Annotated in this window: 17 protein-coding genes; 9 read left to right on the top strand and 8 right to left on the bottom strand. The window is 71.6% G+C overall.

The genetic code is table 11. The features are described 5' to 3' along the window. Position 1 precedes the first annotated feature (1 nt). Positions 2 to 319 (top strand): DUF3817 domain-containing protein, encoded by a 318-nt coding sequence (locus tag AB0J64_RS07660; protein WP_364022252.1) that lies wholly within the window; start codon positions 2 to 4, stop codon positions 317 to 319. Positions 320 to 357: 38 nt separating this feature from the next. On the opposite strand, the gene AB0J64_RS07655 is transcribed toward AB0J64_RS07660, so the two are convergent. The 3 genes from AB0J64_RS07655 to AB0J64_RS07645 all read right to left on the bottom strand — a co-directional run bounded on the left by AB0J64_RS07655 (position 358) and on the right by AB0J64_RS07645 (position 2,606). Further along, the gene (locus AB0J64_RS07655; protein WP_364022249.1) at positions 358 to 549 is read right to left on the bottom strand and encodes a hypothetical protein; all 192 of its coding nucleotides are present in this window, start codon (positions 547 to 549) and stop codon (positions 358 to 360) included. A gap of 104 nt (positions 550 to 653) precedes the next feature. Continuing rightward, positions 654 to 1,724 carry a protein kinase gene (locus tag AB0J64_RS07650; protein ID WP_364022246.1) on the bottom strand — a complete coding sequence of 357 codons (1,071 nt, stop codon included), beginning with the start codon at positions 1,722 to 1,724 and terminating at the stop codon, positions 654 to 656. A gap of 27 nt (positions 1,725 to 1,751) precedes the next feature. After that, complete coding sequence (locus tag AB0J64_RS07645; protein WP_364022243.1) at positions 1,752 to 2,606, bottom strand: arylamine N-acetyltransferase; 855 nt, start codon at positions 2,604 to 2,606, stop codon at positions 1,752 to 1,754. Between the two features lie 72 nt (positions 2,607 to 2,678). Here AB0J64_RS07645 and AB0J64_RS07640 point away from each other — a divergent pair, with 72 nt between their 5' ends. The 6 genes from AB0J64_RS07640 to AB0J64_RS07615 are packed head-to-tail and all read left to right on the top strand — an operon-like array spanning position 2,679 to position 11,094. Continuing rightward, positions 2,679 to 3,362 carry a response regulator transcription factor gene (locus tag AB0J64_RS07640; protein ID WP_357613553.1) on the top strand — a complete coding sequence of 228 codons (684 nt, stop codon included), beginning with the start codon at positions 2,679 to 2,681 and terminating at the stop codon, positions 3,360 to 3,362. After that, positions 3,359 to 6,841 (top strand): DUF4153 domain-containing protein, encoded by a 3,483-nt coding sequence (locus tag AB0J64_RS07635; protein ID WP_364022240.1) that lies wholly within the window; start codon positions 3,359 to 3,361, stop codon positions 6,839 to 6,841. The genes AB0J64_RS07640 and AB0J64_RS07635 overlap by 4 nt, the downstream gene beginning before the upstream one ends. Before the next feature lie 8 nt (positions 6,842 to 6,849). Continuing rightward, entirely contained in the window at positions 6,850 to 8,391 is a 1,542-nt protein-coding gene (locus AB0J64_RS07630; RefSeq protein WP_364022238.1) for an amidohydrolase family protein, read from the top strand. A gap of 47 nt (positions 8,392 to 8,438) precedes the next feature. Next, the gene (locus AB0J64_RS07625) at positions 8,439 to 9,506 is read left to right on the top strand and encodes an alanine racemase (protein WP_364022235.1); all 1,068 of its coding nucleotides are present in this window, start codon (positions 8,439 to 8,441) and stop codon (positions 9,504 to 9,506) included. A gap of 10 nt (positions 9,507 to 9,516) precedes the next feature. After that, a complete protein-coding gene (locus AB0J64_RS07620) occupies positions 9,517 to 9,897 on the top strand; it encodes a Rid family detoxifying hydrolase (protein ID WP_364022232.1) in 381 nt (126 codons plus the stop codon). 9 nt (positions 9,898 to 9,906) lie between these two features. After that, a complete protein-coding gene (locus AB0J64_RS07615) occupies positions 9,907 to 11,094 on the top strand; it encodes a hypothetical protein (RefSeq protein WP_364022229.1) in 1,188 nt (395 codons plus the stop codon). Positions 11,095 to 11,216: 122 nt separating this feature from the next. Here the strand turns inward: AB0J64_RS07615 and AB0J64_RS07610 are convergent, their stop codons facing one another. Then, positions 11,217 to 11,756 (bottom strand): TetR/AcrR family transcriptional regulator, encoded by a 540-nt coding sequence (locus AB0J64_RS07610; RefSeq protein ID WP_364022226.1) that lies wholly within the window; start codon positions 11,754 to 11,756, stop codon positions 11,217 to 11,219. A gap of 4 nt (positions 11,757 to 11,760) precedes the next feature. Beyond that, positions 11,761 to 12,375: a LysE family translocator gene (locus AB0J64_RS07605; protein WP_364022223.1), complete on the bottom strand. Its 615-nt coding sequence runs from the start codon at positions 12,373 to 12,375 to the stop codon at positions 11,761 to 11,763. A gap of 102 nt (positions 12,376 to 12,477) precedes the next feature. Between AB0J64_RS07605 and AB0J64_RS07600 the strand changes: the two genes are divergently transcribed. Continuing rightward, positions 12,478 to 15,243 carry an AAA family ATPase gene (locus AB0J64_RS07600; protein WP_364022220.1) on the top strand — a complete coding sequence of 922 codons (2,766 nt, stop codon included), beginning with the start codon at positions 12,478 to 12,480 and terminating at the stop codon, positions 15,241 to 15,243. 73 nt (positions 15,244 to 15,316) lie between these two features. On the opposite strand, the gene AB0J64_RS07595 is transcribed toward AB0J64_RS07600, so the two are convergent. The 3 genes from AB0J64_RS07595 to AB0J64_RS07585 form a co-directional block, all read right to left on the bottom strand. Beyond that, complete coding sequence (locus AB0J64_RS07595; protein ID WP_364022217.1) at positions 15,317 to 15,895, bottom strand: TetR/AcrR family transcriptional regulator; 579 nt, start codon at positions 15,893 to 15,895, stop codon at positions 15,317 to 15,319. 62 nt (positions 15,896 to 15,957) lie between these two features. Continuing rightward, on the bottom strand, positions 15,958 to 16,740 hold the full coding sequence (locus tag AB0J64_RS07590) for a hypothetical protein (RefSeq protein WP_364022214.1): 783 nt from the start codon (positions 16,738 to 16,740) through the stop codon (positions 15,958 to 15,960). Positions 16,741 to 16,987: 247 nt separating this feature from the next. Then, positions 16,988 to 17,914 carry an AraC family transcriptional regulator gene (locus AB0J64_RS07585; RefSeq protein WP_364022211.1) on the bottom strand — a complete coding sequence of 309 codons (927 nt, stop codon included), beginning with the start codon at positions 17,912 to 17,914 and terminating at the stop codon, positions 16,988 to 16,990. A 121-nt stretch (positions 17,915 to 18,035) separates the two neighbouring features. On the opposite strand from AB0J64_RS07585, the gene AB0J64_RS07580 reads away from it, so the two are divergent. Then, entirely contained in the window at positions 18,036 to 18,596 is a 561-nt protein-coding gene (locus tag AB0J64_RS07580; protein WP_364022208.1) for an NAD(P)H-dependent oxidoreductase, read from the top strand. Positions 18,597 to 18,619: the final 23 nt, after the last annotated feature.

Below are 18,619 nucleotides of genomic sequence, written 5' to 3'. Positions count from 1 at the left end.
CGTGGAATCGGCTCTGAAGCCCTTCCGGGTGCTCGCGTACGTGGTGGGCGTCATGCTGCTCGTGCTCTGCGTGGCCATGGTGATCCGTTACGGCTTCGACAACCCGGCGATGTCGAAGGTCGTCGCCCCCATCCACGGCGGGCTCTACATGATCTATCTGGTCACGGTCATGAACCTGGGCATGAAGGCGCGCTGGACGTGGCCGTACATGCTCGGCGTCATGGTCGGGGGCACGGTGCCGTTCCTGTCGTTCTATGTCGAGCGCAAAGTGACCCAGCGCGTGCAGGGGGCCGAGGCGGCGGCGACCGCGGAGGCCTGAGCGCGGCGGGAGCCCGGCGAGGCCCCCGCCGCCAGGGCTCAGTGGCCGATGCCGCGCCTGCGGGCCCTCTTGAGCCGCTCGCGCTGCGACGGGTCGAGCATCAGGTAACCGACCACGGGGGCGGCGACCACGCCGAGGACGACCAGCAGGGTGACCCATCCGGGCAAGAAGATCAGCGAGAGCAGAACCGCAGCGCCTGCGCCAATGGCGTACTTCTGGACTGGCGACATACTCAACTTCCTCCGAACACGGAGCGCACGCCCCGCCTCTCCCACATTCTGCGTCGCCTGACCAACGACTGAACCCCTCGTCTTGGTTCCGCTCGCGATGTATCTCAATCTTTACCCGGCTGCCGTACCGACTCGAGGTCGTGGCGGAGCTCGTCCGGAGTGGGACGTTCCAACGGATCGCCGGACAGCAGGCGGAACAGGACGGGGGCGAGCGCACCGGCCCTGGCCAGTGGCGCGCCCGGCGCGGGCGGTACGCCCTCGACGGCGGTGAAGAGCGTGGCGCCCAGTGACCACAGGTCGGCGGCCATGGTGGGGGCGGCCTCCGGGGCCGTGTAGGCCGGCAGGGTTCCGGACCTCAGCAGCGGGATCAGCCGAGCCCGGCCCTGGGCGTCGATGAGGACGTTGCCCGGCTGCACCCCGCCGTGGAACGTGTCCGCCGCCTGGAGCTGGTCGATCAGGGAGAGCCCGATCGCGGCCACCTCGGGGACCGGCAGCGGGCCGGCCGTCGCGATCATCACGTCCAGCGGGCGGTCCACGGCCACGAGGTGCAGGGTCTCGCGTATCACGTCGAGCGGCGGCGGGCCCGATGGGTGGAGCATGGCTCTGACGAGCGATCTGAGCGGATCCGTGCCCTCCGCGGGCACCTGTCCCGGCGGGCGGCCCTCCACCGCGAAGTGCAGCGTGGCGGCCAGGGACCACAGGTCGGCGGAGGGCAGCATGCTGAGACTGGGGAAGCCGAAGCCGGTCAGCACCGCGCGACCGGTCGGGATGAGCAGGACGTTGCCCGGCTCGACGCGCCCGTGCACGATCCCGGCCTCGTGCGCGACCGTCAGGGCCGCGAGGAGGCAGACGCCCACCCGGGCCGCCTGCGCCACCGGCAGCGGGCGGCGCGAGCGTACGGTGTGCTCCAGCGACGCCCCTGACACGAACTCCATGACCAGCCACGGCGTGCGGTCCTCGATCACCACGTCCAGCACCCGCACGATCGAGGCGTGCCGCAGCCCGGACGCCCTGCGCGCCTCCTGCAGCGCGACGTCGCGCAGCTCGGCCGGGACCCGCAGCTCCCGGACCGCGACGTCACGGTGCTCCGACTCGTCGAAGGCCAGGCGGACGGAGCCCGTGCCCAGGGGGTTCAGCAGCCGGTAGCGACCGGCTAACTTCCTGGTCTCACCCATGTCGAGGTGCACGATAGCGCACGTTCGTCACGATGGGTCACCGGCCAGCCAGGCCTCATGCGCGTCGTTCACCTTGCGCCAGAGCTTCTCCTTCTCCCCGGCGTTCACGTCGTCGAGCGGCAGCAGGAAGATGTCCGCCAGCGCCGCGAAATAGTCCGGCGCGCCGTCCAGGGTGACCGAGTGGGCGCTGCCGCCGAGCCGGCTCAGCACGAGCCCGCGCAGGATGTCCGCGCCGTACGCGTCACGTCGCAGGATCGCGGCCGTGCGGACGAAGCCGGACTCCGGCGACGTGGTCAGATGCCGGTGCATCTCGACGAACGCCGACATGTCCGTGGGGGCCGGATCGAAGTCCATGCCCTGGAACGAACCAGCCGGATCGTGCTCGAACCGCCAGCCACCCGGCGCGAGCTCCGACGGGCGGAGGGCGAACTCGAACGGACCCTGCCGGTACGCGCCCGCGACCAGCGGGAGCGGCGCGTGGAGCGCGTCGCCGAGCCCGACGTCGGCCAGCCACTCGCCACCGGGATTCTCCTCCGACGGGAGCCCCCGCACGGTGAGCACCAGGTGGTTGGCGGTGATGGCAGGCTCGGCGCCGCGGTTCTGGACGCCGCCGACGTGCCTGGTCACGTCGTACCCCAGCGCCCTGAGCAGCTCGGAGAACGCGCCGTTGAGGTGGTAGCAGTATCCGCCGCGCCCGCGGATGATGCGCTCCGCCGACTCGACGGGATCGACGGTGGTGGTGCGGCCGAGCCAGATCTCCAGCGCCTCGTACGAGACCTTCTCGATGTGCGCGACGTGGAGGGCCCGCAGGTTGTCCGCGCTGGTGGGGGCGCTGCGCAGGTGGGACAGGCCGAGGCGGCTGAGGTATCCGGCGGTGTTCACGAGGCAAGTCTGCACTGTTTGTGCACAGATTTAGGAGTGTCGTCTGCACAGGGCGCTTCTAGGCTTTCGTACGTGGCAGAGCAGCGACGCATCCTCGTGGTCGAGGACGATGTGACGATCGCGCTGGCCGTACGGAACCGGCTGGCCGCCGAGGGCTTCGACGTCAGGGTGGCCGGCGACGGGCAGGACGCCCTGATCCAGTACGGCAGGGCGGAGCCCGACCTGGTGATCCTCGACCGGCTGCTGCCGGGGCTCGACGGGTTAGAGGTGTGCCGGCGGATGCAGGCGGCCAGGCCGGTGCCCGTGCTCATGCTGACCGCGCTCGGTGAGGAGACCGACGTGCTGGTCGGGCTCGGGGTGGGGGCCGACGACTACCTGGCCAAGCCGTTCAGCATGCGCGAGCTGGTGGCCAGGATCCACGCGCTGCTGCGCAGGGTCGAACGTGCGGCCCAGCTCGCGGCCGAGGACACGGTGATCAGGGTGGGCGAGGTGGAGATCGACACCGCGGCCCGCCGGGTGTTCGTGGGGGGCGCGGAGGCGCAACTCACCAGGACCGAGTTCGACCTGCTGCGCCGGTTGGCCGAGCGGCCCGGGCAGGTCTTCGAGCGCGACCGGCTGCTGTCGGACGTGTGGGGCTTCTCGGAGGCCGCGGCGACCAGGACCGTGGACAGCCACGTACGGGCGCTGCGCCGCAAGCTGGGCTCGGACGTGGTGCGCACGGTGCACGGCGTCGGCTACGCGCTGGTCCGCCGATGAGGCCGCTCGACTTCCTCGGCCGGATCAAGGTCAAGCTCGGCATCGTGATCGTGCTGGCCGTGGGGACCGCGTTCGTGGTGAACGAGGTCGGGCTCAACTCCGGCTTCTCCCGCGAGGTGCGCATCGCGGTCGCCGTGATCCTGGCGTTGATCATGGTGCAGCTCCTGGGCATGGGGATGACCAAGCCGCTGCGCCAGATGGCCAGCGCCGCGCAGACGATCGCCAAGGGCCGGTACGGGCTCCGCGTGACCGCCACGTCCCGCGACGAGGTCGGGGAGCTGGCCAGGGCGTTCAACGCGATGGCGGCCGACCTCGGCGAGGTGGACCGGCAGCGGCGCGAGCTCATCGCGAACGTCAGCCACGAGCTCCGCACCCCCATCACCGGCCTGCGCGCGGTCCTGGAGAACGTCGTGGACGGCGTCTCCGCCCCCGACCCCGTCACCATGCGGACCGCGCTCTCCCAGACCGAGCGCCTCGGCCGCCTCGTGGCCCAGCTGCTGGACCTGTCGCGGCTGGACTCCGGCGTGCGGCTGATCGAGCCCGAGGCGATCGAGCTGGCACCGCTGCTCGAGCAGGCGGTCCTCGAGGCGTCGCTGGCCCGCGAGGACGTCACGATCCGGCCGTCGGCACCCGCCGACCTGGTGGTGCGCGCCGACCCCGACCTGCTCGCCCAGGTCCTGGCCAACCTCCTCGACAACGCGGTACGGCACAGCCCGCCGGACGGGGTGGTCACCGTGAGCGCCACCCCTGAAGGGGACGGCGTCCGGCTGACGGTCGCCGATCGGGGACCGGGGATCCCGGTTGCGGCCCGGGCGCGCGTGTTCGAGCGCTTCTCCCGGCTGGACACGGGCCGGGCGGCCGACTCCGGGGGCGCCGGGTTGGGGCTGGCCATCGTGAAGGAGATCGTCGAGCTGCACGGGGGTTCCATTCGTATCGACGACGGTGCGGGGTGCCGCATGGTCGTCGACTTACCAGGAAGGACGACGATGGCGGACGTGCCGTTAGACGGCGAGCGGGGCACGGGGGACGACCGGCTGCCGGCCTCGTCCACGGCTGCGGCTGCGGCTCCGGCTATGGAGGACGCGTCGGTCGGGGCGACTCCGGTTGCGAGTTCTCTCGCGACCGATGGGGTGACGGGCAACGCGGCCGCCGGGGGCGATGCGGCGGCGGACACGGGGACCGGCGAGGTGGAGCTCGCGTCCAGTGACGGTGCCGGGTCTCAGGGCGGTGACGTGTCCCAGAACGGTGCCGTGTCCCAGGGCAGTGGCGTGGCATCGGGCCAAGCGGTCGGCGGTGACGCGGCTGCCGGGCTTGCGGCCCTCACGGCTTTGGCGACGGCGAGCGCGCCGGGCATCGACACGGTCGGCGTCACGTCGAGCGGCGGCGTCGTGGTGGCGGAACCCGCGCTCGGCAGCGACGCGGCGGGTGTCGCGTCGAGGAACGGCGCCGTGGTGCCGCCGCCTGCACGCGTCGGGCTCGCCAGGATGGTCGCCGGCGGCATCATCGGTGTGCTGATCGGGTTCCTGGTCGGCCTGTTCGGTGCCGTGTTCGTCAGTGTGACCTTCGGCGACGGGCTGGCACTGGCCACGTTCATCCTGTGCATCGCGTTCATGGGCGCGGTCGGCGCGGCGCTGGGCGCCGGTTCGGGACGCCGCGCCGCCGCTGCCGCCTACCAGGCGGCGCAGGTCGCGGCGTATCAGTCAATGGCCCATGCCCCGGGCTACCCGTCGGCGAACCAAGGGGCGGGCGGCCCTGTTACCCAGGTTGCACAGGCGGGTGGTCCCGCGGCCCAGAGCGGCCCTTCAGGGCAGGCGCAGGCGCACGGCGCCGGTCCCGGTCTCTCGGCGCAGCAGGTGGGAGGTCCCGTGGCACATGCCCAGGGCGGTCCTTCGGGGCAGGCTCAGGCCGGCGGCTCGGCGCACGGCCAGGCGGGTCAGGCGGCGCACGGTCAGGCGGGCCATGCGGCGCAGGGGCCGTACCGGCAGCAGGCGGGGCCGCCCCCGTACGTGCCCCCGCCGCTCTTCCCCAGGCCCCAACTGCCCGAGCCGCCCCGCTGGCTCCTGCCCGCGGCGGCCGGGGCGGGGGTGTTCGCGGCCGTGGCGCTGCCGGACGCCCAGGTCGGCCTGGGGATCGTGCTGGTCTCCATGGTGCTGGGGGCGGCGGCGCTGCCCGCCGTGATGTGGCGGATGACGCCGTGGACGGTGGCCTTCGGGGTGACGGCGTACTTCCTGATCTCCATGGCGGCGGTGCGCGACGCCGACTGGCTGGTCGCGATCCTGCTCGTGGCGGGGGCCGGGCTGGGCGCGCTGGCCGTGTCGGGAGCCGGAGCCGGTTGGCTCGGCGTGGTCAGGGGCGGTGTGTCCGTGCTGCTCGCCGCTCTGGGCCCGGTGGCGTGGTTCCTGGCGGAGCCGTTCAAGCGGATGTCGCCCAAGCGGCGCGTCATGCCGGCGCTGGCCGCGCTGGGCATCACCGCGGTGCTGCTCCTGGTGTTCGGGCTGCTGTTCGCGTCGGCGGACGCGGTGTTCGCCTCCTTCCTGGAGCGGCTGACCACCGCGCCGGACTGGGCGGACTCGGCGCCGCTGCGGATCTTCCTGTTCGTGCTGTTCGCCGTGGTGCTGGCCGCCGTGGTGCTGGTCGCGCTCAGGCCGGTGGTCGACCCGGTGGGGCCCGACACGAAGTTCAGAGTGAGCAGGAGTGTCTGGATGGTGCCGCTCACGGCGGTGAACCTGCTGTTCGCCGCTTTCGTGGCAGTCCAGATCACCGTGCTGTTCGGCGGCGACTCCTGGGTGCTGAAGACGGCCGGCCTGACCTACGCCGAATATGCCAGGCAGGGGTTCTTCCAGCTCGTGGTGGTCAGCGTGTTCGTGCTGGGCATCGTGGCCGTCGCCGCCGGGCTGCTCAGGGTCGAGCGGCGCGAGCGCCTGCTGCTGGCGCTGCTGCTCGGCGTGCTGTGCGGGCTGACCATGGTGGTGCTGGCCTCGGCCCTGCACCGCATGAACCTCTATACCGACGCCTACGGCCTGTCCAGGCTGCGCCTGTCCGTGCAGGCCACGGTGTGGTGGCTGGGCGCGCTGTTCGCGCTGGTGCTGCTGGCCGGTGCGGCACGGCTCCTGGGCCGCGGCTCCGGGTGGCTCCCGCGTACGGTCGTACTCGTCACCGGGCTGAGCCTGGGCGCGTTCGCCCTCGTGAACCCCGACCTCCAGGTCGCCCGCACGCAGGTCGAGGTGCGCGGCGTCACCAAGATGGACTCCGACTACCTGGGCGACCTCGGCGCGGAGGCGGTGCCGGCCCTGGACCAGCTGCCCGAGCCGCAGCGCAGCTGCGTGCTCGGCGACGTGATCGCGGCCAACGGGCTGAACCGTCCCGACCCCTGGAACGGCTGGAACGCGGACCGGGCCCGCGCCCGCGACGTGCTGGCCGCCCGGCCCATCGACAAGCACGCGCAGTGCGCCCCGGCGTACTCGCGCGGCTCTGATTGAATCTTGGAGTGAGCTTCGACGTAGTCATCAGCGGCGGCCGGGTGCTCGACGGCACGGGCGCCCCGCCGTACCGGGCGGATGTGGCGGTCGCGGGCGGCAGGATCGCGGCGGTCGGGAGGCTCGACGGCGCGCAGGCGGAGGCCGTGATCGACGCGACGGGGCGGTTCGTCGCGCCCGGCTTCGTGGACTGCCACGCCCACGGGGACGCGGCCGTCTTCGACCCGGGGGTGCAGCGGGCGGCGCTCAGGCAGGGCGTGACCACGTTCGTGCTCGGCCAGGACGGTCTGTCCTTCGCCCCCGGCTCCGCCGCGACCGTCGCCTACGCCTCCCGCTACTTCGCCGCCGTCAACGGCCCGCTGCCAGGGAGCGTCCGGTTCGATGGGCCGCTGACCGTGGGGGAGCTGCTCGACGGCTACGACCGCGCCGTGGCGCTGAACACCGCCTACCTCCTCCCGCACGGCACCATCCGCTACGACGTCATGGGGCCCTCACCCGATCGGCCTGGTCGCGACGACCTGGTGGCCATGCTCCGGCACGTCGAGCGGGGCCTGTCCGAAGGCGCGGCCGGACTGTCGAGCGGGCTCGAATACCTCCCCGGCCGCTACGCCACCGCCGAGGAGCTCGCCGCCCTGTGCGCCCCGCTCGGCGCGCTTCCGTACGTCACCCACATGCGGGCCTACGGCGCGCGGGCAGGCGTGGGCATGGCCGAGGTCATGGACATCGCCGAGCGCTCAGGAGCCGCCGTCCACGTCTCCCACCTGCACGGCCCTGCGGACGTGCTGCTGCCGCTGGTCGAGGAGGCGCTCGGCAAGGGAGTGGACCTCACCTTCGACACCTACCCCTACCTGCGCGGCAACACGATCCTGGCCATGGTCGTGCTCCCGGACTCCGTGCCGGGCGCCGAGACGGACCGGGCGCTGGAGATGATCGCGTCCGACGAGCTGGACGGCTGGTGGCCGTCGCTGGAGGACACCTGGCCGCGGCTGACCGTCTCGCACGCGCCCGGACTGGAGTGGGCCGAGGGCCTGACCATGGTCGCGGCGGCCGAGCGGGCCGGGGTGGCGCCCGCCGAGTTCTGCCGCCGCCTCCTGACGGAGACGCGGCTGGAGGCCGGCGTCGTGTCCGCCCGGCCCGACGAGGGGCCGGAGGGAGAGCAGTCGGTACGCCGGATGCTGCGGCACCCCTCGCACACCGGCGGCTCCGACGGCATCTATGTGGGCGGTCATCCGCATCCGCGCGGTTTCGGGGCGTTCGCCAGGTTCCTCGGCCGGCACGTGCGGGAGCTGGCGGACTGGACCTGGGAGCAGGCCGTGGTGCATCTGGCCTCCCATCCGGCCAGGCGCTTCGGGCTGGCGGACCGGGGGCTGGTGCGTAACGGGTTCGCGGCCGACGTGGTGGTGTTCGACCCGGCGGCCGTGGCGGACCGGGCGACGTACGAGGCTCCGCGCACGCTCGCGGCCGGGGTCGACGACGTGCTCGTGTCAGGGGTACGCGTGCTGGCCGGGGGAGAGCTCACCGGGGCGACTCCGGGGCGTGCGCTCCGCCCCTAGATCGGCGACCGCCTGAGATAGGGTCGGACGCGGACGAAAGGGGTGTCGTGCTCGGGCAGCAGGTCTTCGGTGGTGGGCTCGACCTCCCCCTCATGGTGGTGCGCCAGGAAGCGCTGGAGCACAACGTCGCCACGATGGCGGCCTTCGTCCGCGACCACGGGATGGAGCTCGCGCCGCACGCCAAGACGCACATGTCCGCTGAGATCGCCGCGCTTCAGCTCGAAGCGGGTGCCTGGGGTCTCACGGTCGCGACGCCGCGGCAGGCGCGGGCGGTCCGAGGGTTCGGGACGGGCCGGATCATGGTCGCCAACCAGATCGTGGATCCGGCGGGGCTCGCCTGGGCGGCCGACGAGCTGGAGCGTGATCCCGGGTTCGAGTTCCTGAGCTTCGTCGACTCCCGGGCCGGGGTGGACATTCTCGCTCGGCATGCCGCATCCAGGCCGTTCCGGGTGCTGGTGGAGCTGGGGCACGAAGGCGGACGAGCCGGGTGCCGGTCGCTGGACCAGCTGCTGGAGCTGGCGTCGTACGTGCAGACAGTTCCGAACGTCGAGCTGGCCGGGGTGGCGGGCTATGAGGGCGCGCTGAAGACAGCCGACGATGTCCGGAAATATCTGGACTTGTTGCAGCAGGCCGTCGAGTACGTCCGCGTCCGGAACCCGATCCTGACCGTCGGCGGCAGCCAGTGGTTCGACGTGATCGGCCGGGAACTCGTCGCCACGCAGGCGAGGATCCTGCTGCGCAGCGGCGCGTACGTCAGCCACGACGACGGCTACTACCGCGAGCGCACCCCGTTCAACCGCATCGACGGAGAGCTGCGGCCGGCGCTGGAGGTGTGGGCGCATGTGCTGTCCACGCCCGAGTCGGGGCTGGCGATCGTGGGCATGGGCAAGCGGGACGCCCCCTACGACGAGGGGCTGCCCATCCCGCGCCGCGACGGCGTCACGATCGTGAAGATGCAGGACCAGCACACTGTCGTACGCGCCGACGGGCTTCAGCCCGGTGACCTGCTGGCGTTCGGCATCTCCCATCCCTGCACCGCGTTCGACAAGTGGCGCGTGCTGCCCCTGGTTGATCGGGACTACCGTGTCGTAGGCACCATTACCACCAGTTTCTAGGGAGTCATCGGTGAAAAAGGAGCTCAGGACCAGCGAAGGCGCTGCCCCGATCGGCGCCTATTCGCAGGGTCTGGTGGTCGGCGACTTCGTCTACACCTCCGGCATGGGCCCCCTCGACCCGCAGACCGGTGAGATCGTCGGCGACGACGTCGCCACCCAGACGCACCAGGTCATGCGCAACCTCGGCGCCATCCTGGCCGCCCACGGGCTCGGCTTCGACGACGTGGTCAAGTCCACGGTCCACCTGCAGCACCTGGAGCGCGACTTCGCCGCCTACAACGAGGTTTACAAGTCCTATTTCAGCCAGCCGTACCCCACTCGCACCACCGTAGGATCGCAGCTGTTGGGCATCCTGGTGGAGATCGACTTCGTCGCTCACAAGAGCGCTTAAGGTCTGCTTGTGGACAGTTCGGTGTACGTCTTCGTCGAAGACCTGCGCGGCGAGGGCGTCGAGCGGGTGCTCGACAGGATCAGCGCGTACGGCGTCAACGGCATCACCGTCGGAGCCGTGCACCACGCCTCCCGCGACGTCACCCCGCACGGACTGTCCCGGCTGACCATCCGCCACGATGGGGCCCACTTCGTCCCGCCGCCCGATCTGTTCGCCGGACTCCGCCTTTCTCCCGTGCCCGGCTACCTGAACGCTTTCGACGGCCTTCGCGAGGCGTGTGCGAAACGGTCCATGAAGCTCCACGGATGGACGGTGTTCCTGCGCAACGCGACGCTCGGCACGGAGCATCCGGACGTGACCGTACGCGACTGCTTCGGCGACCGCGGCTCGCTCACCGACCTGTGCCCCGCCCACCCCGACGTGCGCGAGTACGCGGTCGCGCTGGCCAGAGCGGTGGCGAGGCTCGGGGCCGACAGCGTGGTGGCCGAGTCGCTGCACTTCAGGCCGCTCAAGCCGCAGCGCTCGTTCGTGCCGCTCGGGCCGATGGACGCGTACCTGTTCGGGCTCTGCTTCTGCGACTACTGCATGCGCCGCGCCACCGACCTGGGCGTGAACGCCGAGGTGGCGCGGGACGAGTGCGCCAGGATCGTGGGCGGCGTCCTCGACGGCGACCCGCCCGCGCAGGGCGAGGTGACCAGGGCGGCGCTGACCGCGTACGCGGGGCCCGACGTCGTCGCCTACGCCAGGGCCCGGTCCGAGACCGTCACCACGCTGGTGTCGGAGGTGGCGTCGGCGGTGGCCGACGAGGGGTCCAAGCTGGTGTTCATCGACGCGACCGGCGCGGTCAAGGGCTACCGGGACGGGCTGCCCACGCCCGGGCTCGCCGCCCATGACGCCTGGCAGCTCGGGGTCGATCTGGTGGCGCTGGGAGATCTCGTGCCCGCGTTCGGGGTGCTCGCGTACGCGCGGGACGCGGCCCGGGTGGCCGACGACGTGGGGGCCTACCTGCGGTCGGTGGGCAAGGACAGGGAGGTGCGGGCCGTGCTGCGGCCCGGCCACCCGGACAGCGACTCGACGGACCGGCTGGTGGCCAAGGCGCGGGGGGCGAAGGCGGCGGGAGCGCTCGCCGTCGACTTCTACGCGTACGGGCTGGTGCCCCACCCGGTGCTGGACCGCATCCCAGCTGCGCTGTGTTGATGGCCTCTGCTCCGCAGAGGCGGGCTCGGTCGCTGGGAAGCCGTCGCCTTCCCTCGTCGCTCTGGTCGCTACGCTCCCGGCGCTCCTCAGTCCAGGCGACGGCGCTCCCTCGCGGAAGCGGGTTAGACGCCGCCCAGGAGGACCGAGACAGCCTGATCCGGGAAGTCGTCCGCGACGGGCAGCCCCCGGAAGACCACCCGCATCCATACGGCCCCGGCCAGCAAATCGACGATCAGCATGGGATCGATCGACTCCTTGAGCTCGCCGCGCCGTACCGCACGCTCGAAGATCTCCCGCTCCCTCGCGAACCGGTCGGCGAAGAAGCGCCGGGCGTCCAGTTCGGGGTGGCGGACGGCGGCGGCGAGCGCGGCGACGGCGATGTCGCTGGCCGGCGGCTCGGTGAGCAGCCGCTTGACGCCCTCGACCAGCGCGACCAGGTCACCGCGCAGGCTCCCCGTGTCGGGCGCCTCGAACCCCAGCACGTCGGCCTCCACCAGCGCGGCCCCCAGCAGCGCGGCCTTCGACGGCCACCAGCGGTAGATCGTGGTCTTGTTGACGCCCGACAGCTCGGCGACCCCCTCGACGGTCAGCCCGTCGTAGCCCTTCTCCGCCACGAGCCGCAACGTCGCGTCGAAGATCTCCTGCTGCTTCCTGGGCGCCATGGGGTCATTGTCTCCCGGCGAACGCCGTGGCCACCCCGAGCCCCAGGTAGACGACGCCGCTGACGTACCTGAGCGTCTTGGTCCTGGCGGTGAGCCGGGTGCCGAGCGCGCCGGCGGTGCACGCGTACACGATGTCCGAGATCAGCCCGAGGAGCAGCAGCGTCAGGCCGAAGAGCACGACCTGGAGCGCGGGCGAACCCGCGGCCGGGTCGACGAACTGCGGCAGGAACGCCAGGAAGAACAGCGCCACCTTGGGATTCAGCACGTTCACCAGCACGCCTTCGAGGAAGACCTTCCTCAGCGGCTGCGGGGGCGGCGTGCCGCCGTCCACCTGCTTGCCGGTGAACGCGCGTATGCCCAGGTAGAGGAGGTACGCGACGCCGGCCCACTTCACGATCGCGAACAGTGTGGCGGATCGCGCGATCACGTACGAGAGGCCCGCGGCGGCGGCCGCGATGTGCACGAGCGTGCCGGCCTCCACGCCGAACGCGCTGGCCAGGCCCGCCGCCCGCCCCTGGGCGATGCCCCTGGCGGTGATGTAGAGGTGGTTCGGGCCTGGGATGATGACCAGGGCGAGCGAGGCCGTCACGAAGAGCGCGAAAGTGGTTGGGTGGATCACAAGACAGCAGCGTAAAATACCTTTGGTATGTCGATGAGGGCCAATCTTGGGCGAGTTTCCTGAACCAATGGAATGTCAGTAGAGCGTGAGAGAGTTGCCGGCATGAACGGGCTTCTTGTCGGGCGCTCTGCTGAGCTGGCCGGACTCGTGCGGGTGCTGCAATCCGCCGCCGAGGGCATGGCCGGGGTCGCGCTCGTCGGCGGGGACGCCGGCATCGGCAAGACCCGGCTGACGGCAGAGCTCGTCTCGGAGGCCCGCGAGCGCGGCTTCCACGTGCTGGTCGGCCAGTGCGCCGAGCTGGGCGACTCGCTGCCGTACCTGCCGCTGGCCGACGCGCTGCGCGGCGCGGAGCCGGCCGTGCGCGAGGCCGCCGCCGCCCACCCCATGCTGGGCCAGCTGCTGCCGGGCATGGAGAGCGCCCCCTCGACCGGGCTCACGCAGCAGCGGCTGTTCGGCTCGCTGCTCGGGCTGCTGGCCGACGTCCAACCCGTGCTGTTCGTGATCGAGGACCTGCACTGGGCCGACCGGTCCACCCGCGATCTGCTCGTCTTCCTCAGCCGCATGGTGCAGAGCGAGCAGGTCTGCGTGGTCGGCACATACCGCACCGACGACCTCCACCGCCGCCACCCGCTCCGCTCCGTGCTGGCCGAGCTGAAGCGGCTGCCCACGGTGATGGGCGTCGAGTTGGGACCGCTGGCCTCCGGCGACATGTCCGACTATGTGGCCACATTGGGCGAGATGGGTGCTCAGGAGCTCGACCTGATCGTGTCCCGCGCCGACGGCAATCCCTTCTATGCCGAAGAGCTGTTCGCGGCCGTGGCCGAGGGCGACAGCCTGCCCGACGGGCTGGCCAGCCTGCTCATGACCAGGGTCGAGGTGCTCTCCGAGTCGGGGCAGCGGGTGCTGCGGGCCGCCGCCGTGGCGGGGCGGCAGGTGGAGGACGAGCTGCTGCGCGAGGTGTCGGGGCTGCCGCTGGCCGAGTTCGAAGAGGCGGTCAGGGAGATCGTCTCGCGTGGGCTGCTCAGGGTCGACGGCTACGGTTACACCTTCCGCCACGCGCTGCTCCAGGAAGTCGTCTACACCGACCTGCTGCCCGGCGAGCGCACCCGGCTGCACGCCGCCTTCGCCCGCCTGCTGACGTCGCCCGCCGAGCTGGCCTACCACCACCTCGCCAGTCACGACCTGGCCGGGGCGCTGTCGGCGTCGGCCGAGGCGGGCCGTCTGGCCGAGCGGCTCGGGGCCCCCGCCGAGGCGCACAGCCACTACGACCACGCGCTCGGCCTCTGGGAGCGGGTCGAAGGGGCCGCCGCCCTGGTCGGGGAGAGCCGGGAGCGGCTGGCGTTCCGCAGCGCCGTCATGGCGGCCGACAGCGGCGACAACCATCGCGCGATCGTCCAGCTCAAAGCTCTGCCGCCGACGTCCGAGGTCAGCGAGCGGCTCGCCTACTACCTGTACGAGGCCGAGGACCAGCCGGCCGCCATCGCGGCGGCGGAGCGCGCGGTCGAGAGCGCGGAGGACCAGGCGGCGCTCGCCCGTGCCCTGGCGACCCACGCCCGGACGCTGCTCTGGAGCGACCGCCATCGTGACATCGAGGCCGTGACCGCGCGGGCGCTGGAGACCGCCCGCGCCGCCGGGGTCAGAGACGCCGAGGCGGGCGCGCTGCTCACGCTGGCCACCTATGTGGAGCTCCGCGGTGACCTGGACAAGGCCCACGAGCTGATCGAGACGGCCTCCACCGAGGGCAGCGGCGACCTGGCGATGGACCTGCGCGCCCGCTTCCACCACGCCCGCATCCACTACGAGCAGGGCCTGCTCGCCGAGGCAGCCGAGGTGGCCGACGCCGGCATCCGCGTGGCGTTCGAGAACGGGCTCAAGTGGAGCACCTACGGCACCGATCTGCGGTTCCTGCGGTTCCTGATCCACTACGTGGCCGGCGAGTGGGACCAGGCCGAGGCGGTCGCGGCCGGGTTCGGCGCGCGGGTGGGCACGCTGCCGGAGGCGATCCTGTCGTCGTTCGCGCTCTTCATCGAGGTGGCGCGGGATCTGCCCGCGGTCGAGGAGCGGCTGAGCCGGCTGCGGCCGTTCTGGTACAGCGAGCTGGCCGCGTACATGTCCCGCGGGCTGGCCGCTGAGCACGCGCTCTGGCACGGCGACCCCGCGACGGCGCTCGACCACGTGCGGGCGGTCATGGCGCCGATGGTCAACGGCGAAGCGAGCGCGCTCAGGATGGCCGCCATCGGGCTCTGGGCGCTGGCCGAGCTGGGCACGACCGAGGGCGCCGACGAGCTCCGCACCCGCGCCCGCCTCGCCGTCGACTCCGGGCCCATCGTCGGGCCCGGGCACCTCGGGCCCGAGGGGCGGGCCTGGGCGCTGCGCGTGGAGGCGGAGTGGCACCGCGTGCACGGGCGGCTCGACGTGGAGCTGTGGCGCCAGGTGGTGGAGGCGTTCGACTTCGGGTTCGTCTACGAGGTGGCGCGGGCCCGGTGGCGGCTGGCCGAGGCGCTGCTGGCGGCCGGCGACCGTGAGGGGGCGCAGGCGGAGTGGGAGCTGGCCCGGGAGACGGCGGGAAAGCTGCGGGCAGTGCCGCTGGAGAACGCGCTGACGGAGTTGGGGCGGCGGGCCCGGTTCCTCGACCGCGGGCAGAGTGGCAAGCAGGGTGGCGGGCAGGGCGACGGCGGGTTGACGGCTCGGGAGATCGAGGTGCTGCGGCTGGTCGCCGAGGGGCTGACCAACCGGGAGATCGCGGAGCTGCTGTTCATCGCCCAGAAGACGGTCAGCGTCCACGTGTCCAACATCCTGGGGAAGCTGGAGGTCTCCACCCGCACGCAGGCGGCCGCGGCCGGGCGGCAGCGGGGGCTGCTGGCCTGACCCGCCGCAGGCCTCCTGCGGCGACAAGGGTCAGGCGGGCTGGGTGAGAGTGACGGCGTCGAGCGCGTTCGCCTTACACACGCACGACGAGCTGGTCCATGAGCAGGTCGATCCGGTCCTGCTGGAGCCCGACGGGGATCCGGCGGTCATGGGCCAGGGTCGCGAGGCCGTGCAGCGCGGCCCACACGACCTCGGCGAAGGTGCCGAGGTGGTGTTTCCCCGCGACCGGCTCCAGCGCGTGCAGGAACTCGCCGAACGTCTCGCGCAGCTCCTCCGGAGTCTCCTCCGAGGCGAAGGGAATGGCGATCGGCATGACGAACATGGCCTCGTACAGGGCGCTGTGGGTGCGGGCGAAGTCGAGGTAGGCGATCGAGACCTGGCGCAGCACCGCCTTGGGATCGCCGCCGGCCTCGCGCGCCGCGCGCAGCTTGCCCGCCAGCTCCGCGAACCCCTCGAGCGCCACCGCCTGCACGATGGCGTCTTTGCCCTTGAAGTGGCTGTAGAGCACTGGCTGGCTGTATTCGACCCGTTCCGACAGGCGCCGGGTCGTCACGGCGTCCCAGCCCTCGGACCCGGCCAGCTCGCGGGCGGCGGTGATGATCAGCTGCTGGCGTTGGGCACGTTCGCGTGCTCGGCGTGCGGCTATCGACATACCTGCCAAGCTAGCATGACTATAACGCCTAGCGCTGCTATGACATCTACTGGCGATCAGTCCTAGCTCGTGATGGTGAGGTCGCGGAAGAGGAAGTAGCTCGCGTGGTCGCTCTGCAGGTAATGGTGGTAGTACGTGGCCAGCGACTTGGCGGTCTTGTCCGCGGTGAGGACGGTGACGACCACGTAGTTCTTGGCCACACCCGAACGCATCTTGCCGTAGACGTAGGTGCGGTGCGCCTTGTCCTTGCGCCACTTCACGGCGTTCGAGTCGAGCGTGGCCAGCCGTGTGGCGGCCTTCTTCGCGGCCTGCTCGCTGGGGAACGACATCATGACCTGGACCGCCTTGATGTGCCCACCGTAGGCCGAGTACGCGAGCTGGATGGCGCGCCGGCAGTGGTTCTGGGCCAGCACGCCCCTGCCGTCGACCGGGTCACAGGTGCTGTACGTCCAGCCGCCGACCCTCTTGGCCTGGAGCTTCACGTCTCCGAGCTTGAAGTCCCAGTCGTCGAACTCCTTGTCTGTGAGCGGCGAGCCCGGATCGACGCGGTCGGAGGAGGTCTGGGTGTCGCTGGGGGTCGGGGTCGGGGGCTCCGAGGTCGGCGGGTCCGACGGTGCGGCCGTCTCCGAGGGCGGGTCGGACGGCGGCTGCGTCGCGGCAGTGGGGAACGGCTCGGCGCTCGGCAGGGCGACCGTCGGCTTCGAGACGGAGCCACGCAGGTAGAGGAACGCGCCGGCGCCGCCGCCCACGAGCAGCACGGCCAGGCCGATGACCAGGCCGATGATCAGCGCGTTGTTGCTCTTCGGGGGCGGGAAGGGGAGCACCAGCGTCCGCTGCGGCTCCATGGGGTTCCCGTAAGGCGGGCCGTATCCGGGTGGCGGGCCGTAGTGGGGAGGTGGGCCGTAGTGGGGAGGTGGGCCGTGGTGGGGAGGTGGGCCGTAGTTCGGGGGTGGGCCGTACCCCTGCGGCGCTCCTTGCGCGCCCCACGGTCCTTGCGGCTGAGGCTGGGGCGGCGGAGGCTGCGGAGGGTATGCCATCCCCCCATTGTGGTGTAACCAGCACTCATCCGGCCCAAGCGCCCCTGCATTCACATCAGGCGGCAACCTGGCGCCGGTACTTGCCGGGCGACACCCCGTACTGCCGCTTGAACGCGTTCCCGAAGGCGAACTCCGATCCGTACCCGACCCGCTGGGCCACCTCCGCCACCGAGGCGTCGGACTCGCGCAGCAGGCGGCCGGCCGTGGCCAGGCGCCACCACGTGAGGTACGCCAGCGGCGGCTGCCCGATGAGGCCGGTGAAGCGGCGGGCGAAGCCGGCACGCGAGAGACCGGCGTGGGCGCCGAGCGACTCGACCGTCCAGCGGCGGTCGGGGGCGCGGTGAATGGCGTCGAGCGCGCGGCTGACGGCGGGGTCGGCGAGCGCGGCGGCCCACCCGGACTCGTCGCACGCCATGGACTCCTGGTCGAACCAGGCCCGCAGGATGTAGAGCTGGAGCAGGTCGAGCAGCGACGTCACGATGGTGTCGGCCCCCAGCCGGGGGTGGTCGATCTCCCCGGCGAGCAGCTCGACGGCCGCCTTGAGCTCTGGGCGGTGGCCGAGCGTCGTCGGCAGGTGGATCACGCCGGGGAGCGAGGCCAGGATCGGGTGCGTCCTTCCGGCGTCGAGCTGGTAGCCGCAGCACAGGGTGACCGTCTCGGCCCCCTCGCCGCCGTACGTGGCCGAGGTGAACAGGTCGAAGTCGAGGTACGGGTTGCAGGCCGGCGGGGCGAGCGGCGTGTCGGGGCTGTCGGCCAGGCCGTACCCGTCGCCGTGGGGGAGGAAGACCACGTCGCCTACGCTGAGCGGCACGGGATCGCCGCCGGGCGGGATGAGCCAGCAGGACCCGCGCAGCACCATCTGGAACCCCGCCGATCCGGGCACCGCCGGAAACTCCTGCCCCCACCGGCCGCGCCAGGTGATGCGGGCGGACGTGGGCCGGCCGGTCCGTATGTGGGCGACGACGTCGCTGAGCACGTCCATAACAGGAGTCTAGCTCCTGAGACTCTGACGTAAAAAGTGTAGACCGTGACGCATTGGTTATCTCAAGCTCAGCTCATACGGTTGTTGTCGTTCTTCCTGACCGACTGTGAGGACCGTTGACATGATCAAGGTAGGCATCATCCTGGGCAGCACCCGTCCCGGCCGCAACGGCGAGGCCGTTGCGCAGTGGGTCCACGAGCTGGCGTCCAAGCGCGGCGACGCCGAGTACGAGGTGGTGGACCTCAAGGATTACGACCTGCGCCACCTGGACGAGCCGAACATCCCCGCCATGGGCAATTACGCGCATGAGCACACCAAGCGGTGGTCCGAGCGGATCGCCTCTTTTGACGCGTTCGTCTTCGTTACGCCCGAGTACAACCACTCCATCCCGGGCGCGCTCAAGGACGCCGTCGACTTCCTGTACGCCGAGTGGAACAACAAGGCAGCCGGGTTCGTCGGGTACGGGGTGGACGGCGCGGCCCGGGCCGTCGAGCATCTGCGCTCGATCCTCTCCCTGGTCGGCGTGGCCACCGTGTCGCAGCAGGTGACGCTCTCGCTCTTCACGGACTTCGAGAACATGTCCGACTTCAAGCCCGCCGCCCTTCACGAGGACAAGCTGAACGCCGTACTCGACCAGATCCTCGCCTGGGGCGGCGCCCTCCGCCCGCTGCGGGCGGCCTGAAGCGGGACCCCGCGCCGCATAGG

The sequence above is a fragment of the Nonomuraea sp. NPDC049695 genome (assembly GCF_040674955.1).
In the GTDB taxonomy this organism is placed as follows: domain Bacteria; phylum Actinomycetota; class Actinomycetes; order Streptosporangiales; family Streptosporangiaceae; genus Nonomuraea; species Nonomuraea helvata.
The sequence above is the reverse complement of the archived record's forward strand: the minus strand, read 5'-3'. Positions and strand labels throughout refer to the sequence as shown.

Excerpts from the sequence above, each read along its gene's own strand:
- AB0J64_RS07590 (WP_364022214.1), bottom strand. The coding sequence starts at position 16,740 with ATGGAGCCGCAGCGGACGCTGGTGCTCCCCTTCCCGCCCCCGAAGAGC.
- AB0J64_RS07650 (WP_364022246.1), bottom strand. The coding sequence starts at position 1,724 with ATGGGTGAGACCAGGAAGTTAGCCGGTCGCTACCGGCTGCTGAACCCC.
- AB0J64_RS07580 (WP_364022208.1), top strand. The coding sequence starts at position 18,036 with ATGATCAAGGTAGGCATCATCCTGGGCAGCACCCGTCCCGGCCGCAAC.
- AB0J64_RS07635 (WP_364022240.1), top strand. The coding sequence starts at position 3,359 with ATGAGGCCGCTCGACTTCCTCGGCCGGATCAAGGTCAAGCTCGGCATC.
- AB0J64_RS07595 (WP_364022217.1), bottom strand. The coding sequence starts at position 15,895 with ATGTCGATAGCCGCACGCCGAGCACGCGAACGTGCCCAACGCCAGCAG.
- AB0J64_RS07610 (WP_364022226.1), bottom strand. The coding sequence starts at position 11,756 with ATGGCGCCCAGGAAGCAGCAGGAGATCTTCGACGCGACGTTGCGGCTC.
- AB0J64_RS07600 (WP_364022220.1), top strand. The coding sequence starts at position 12,478 with ATGAACGGGCTTCTTGTCGGGCGCTCTGCTGAGCTGGCCGGACTCGTG.
- AB0J64_RS07585 (WP_364022211.1), bottom strand. The coding sequence starts at position 17,914 with ATGGACGTGCTCAGCGACGTCGTCGCCCACATACGGACCGGCCGGCCC.
- AB0J64_RS07655 (WP_364022249.1), bottom strand. The coding sequence starts at position 549 with ATGTCGCCAGTCCAGAAGTACGCCATTGGCGCAGGCGCTGCGGTTCTG.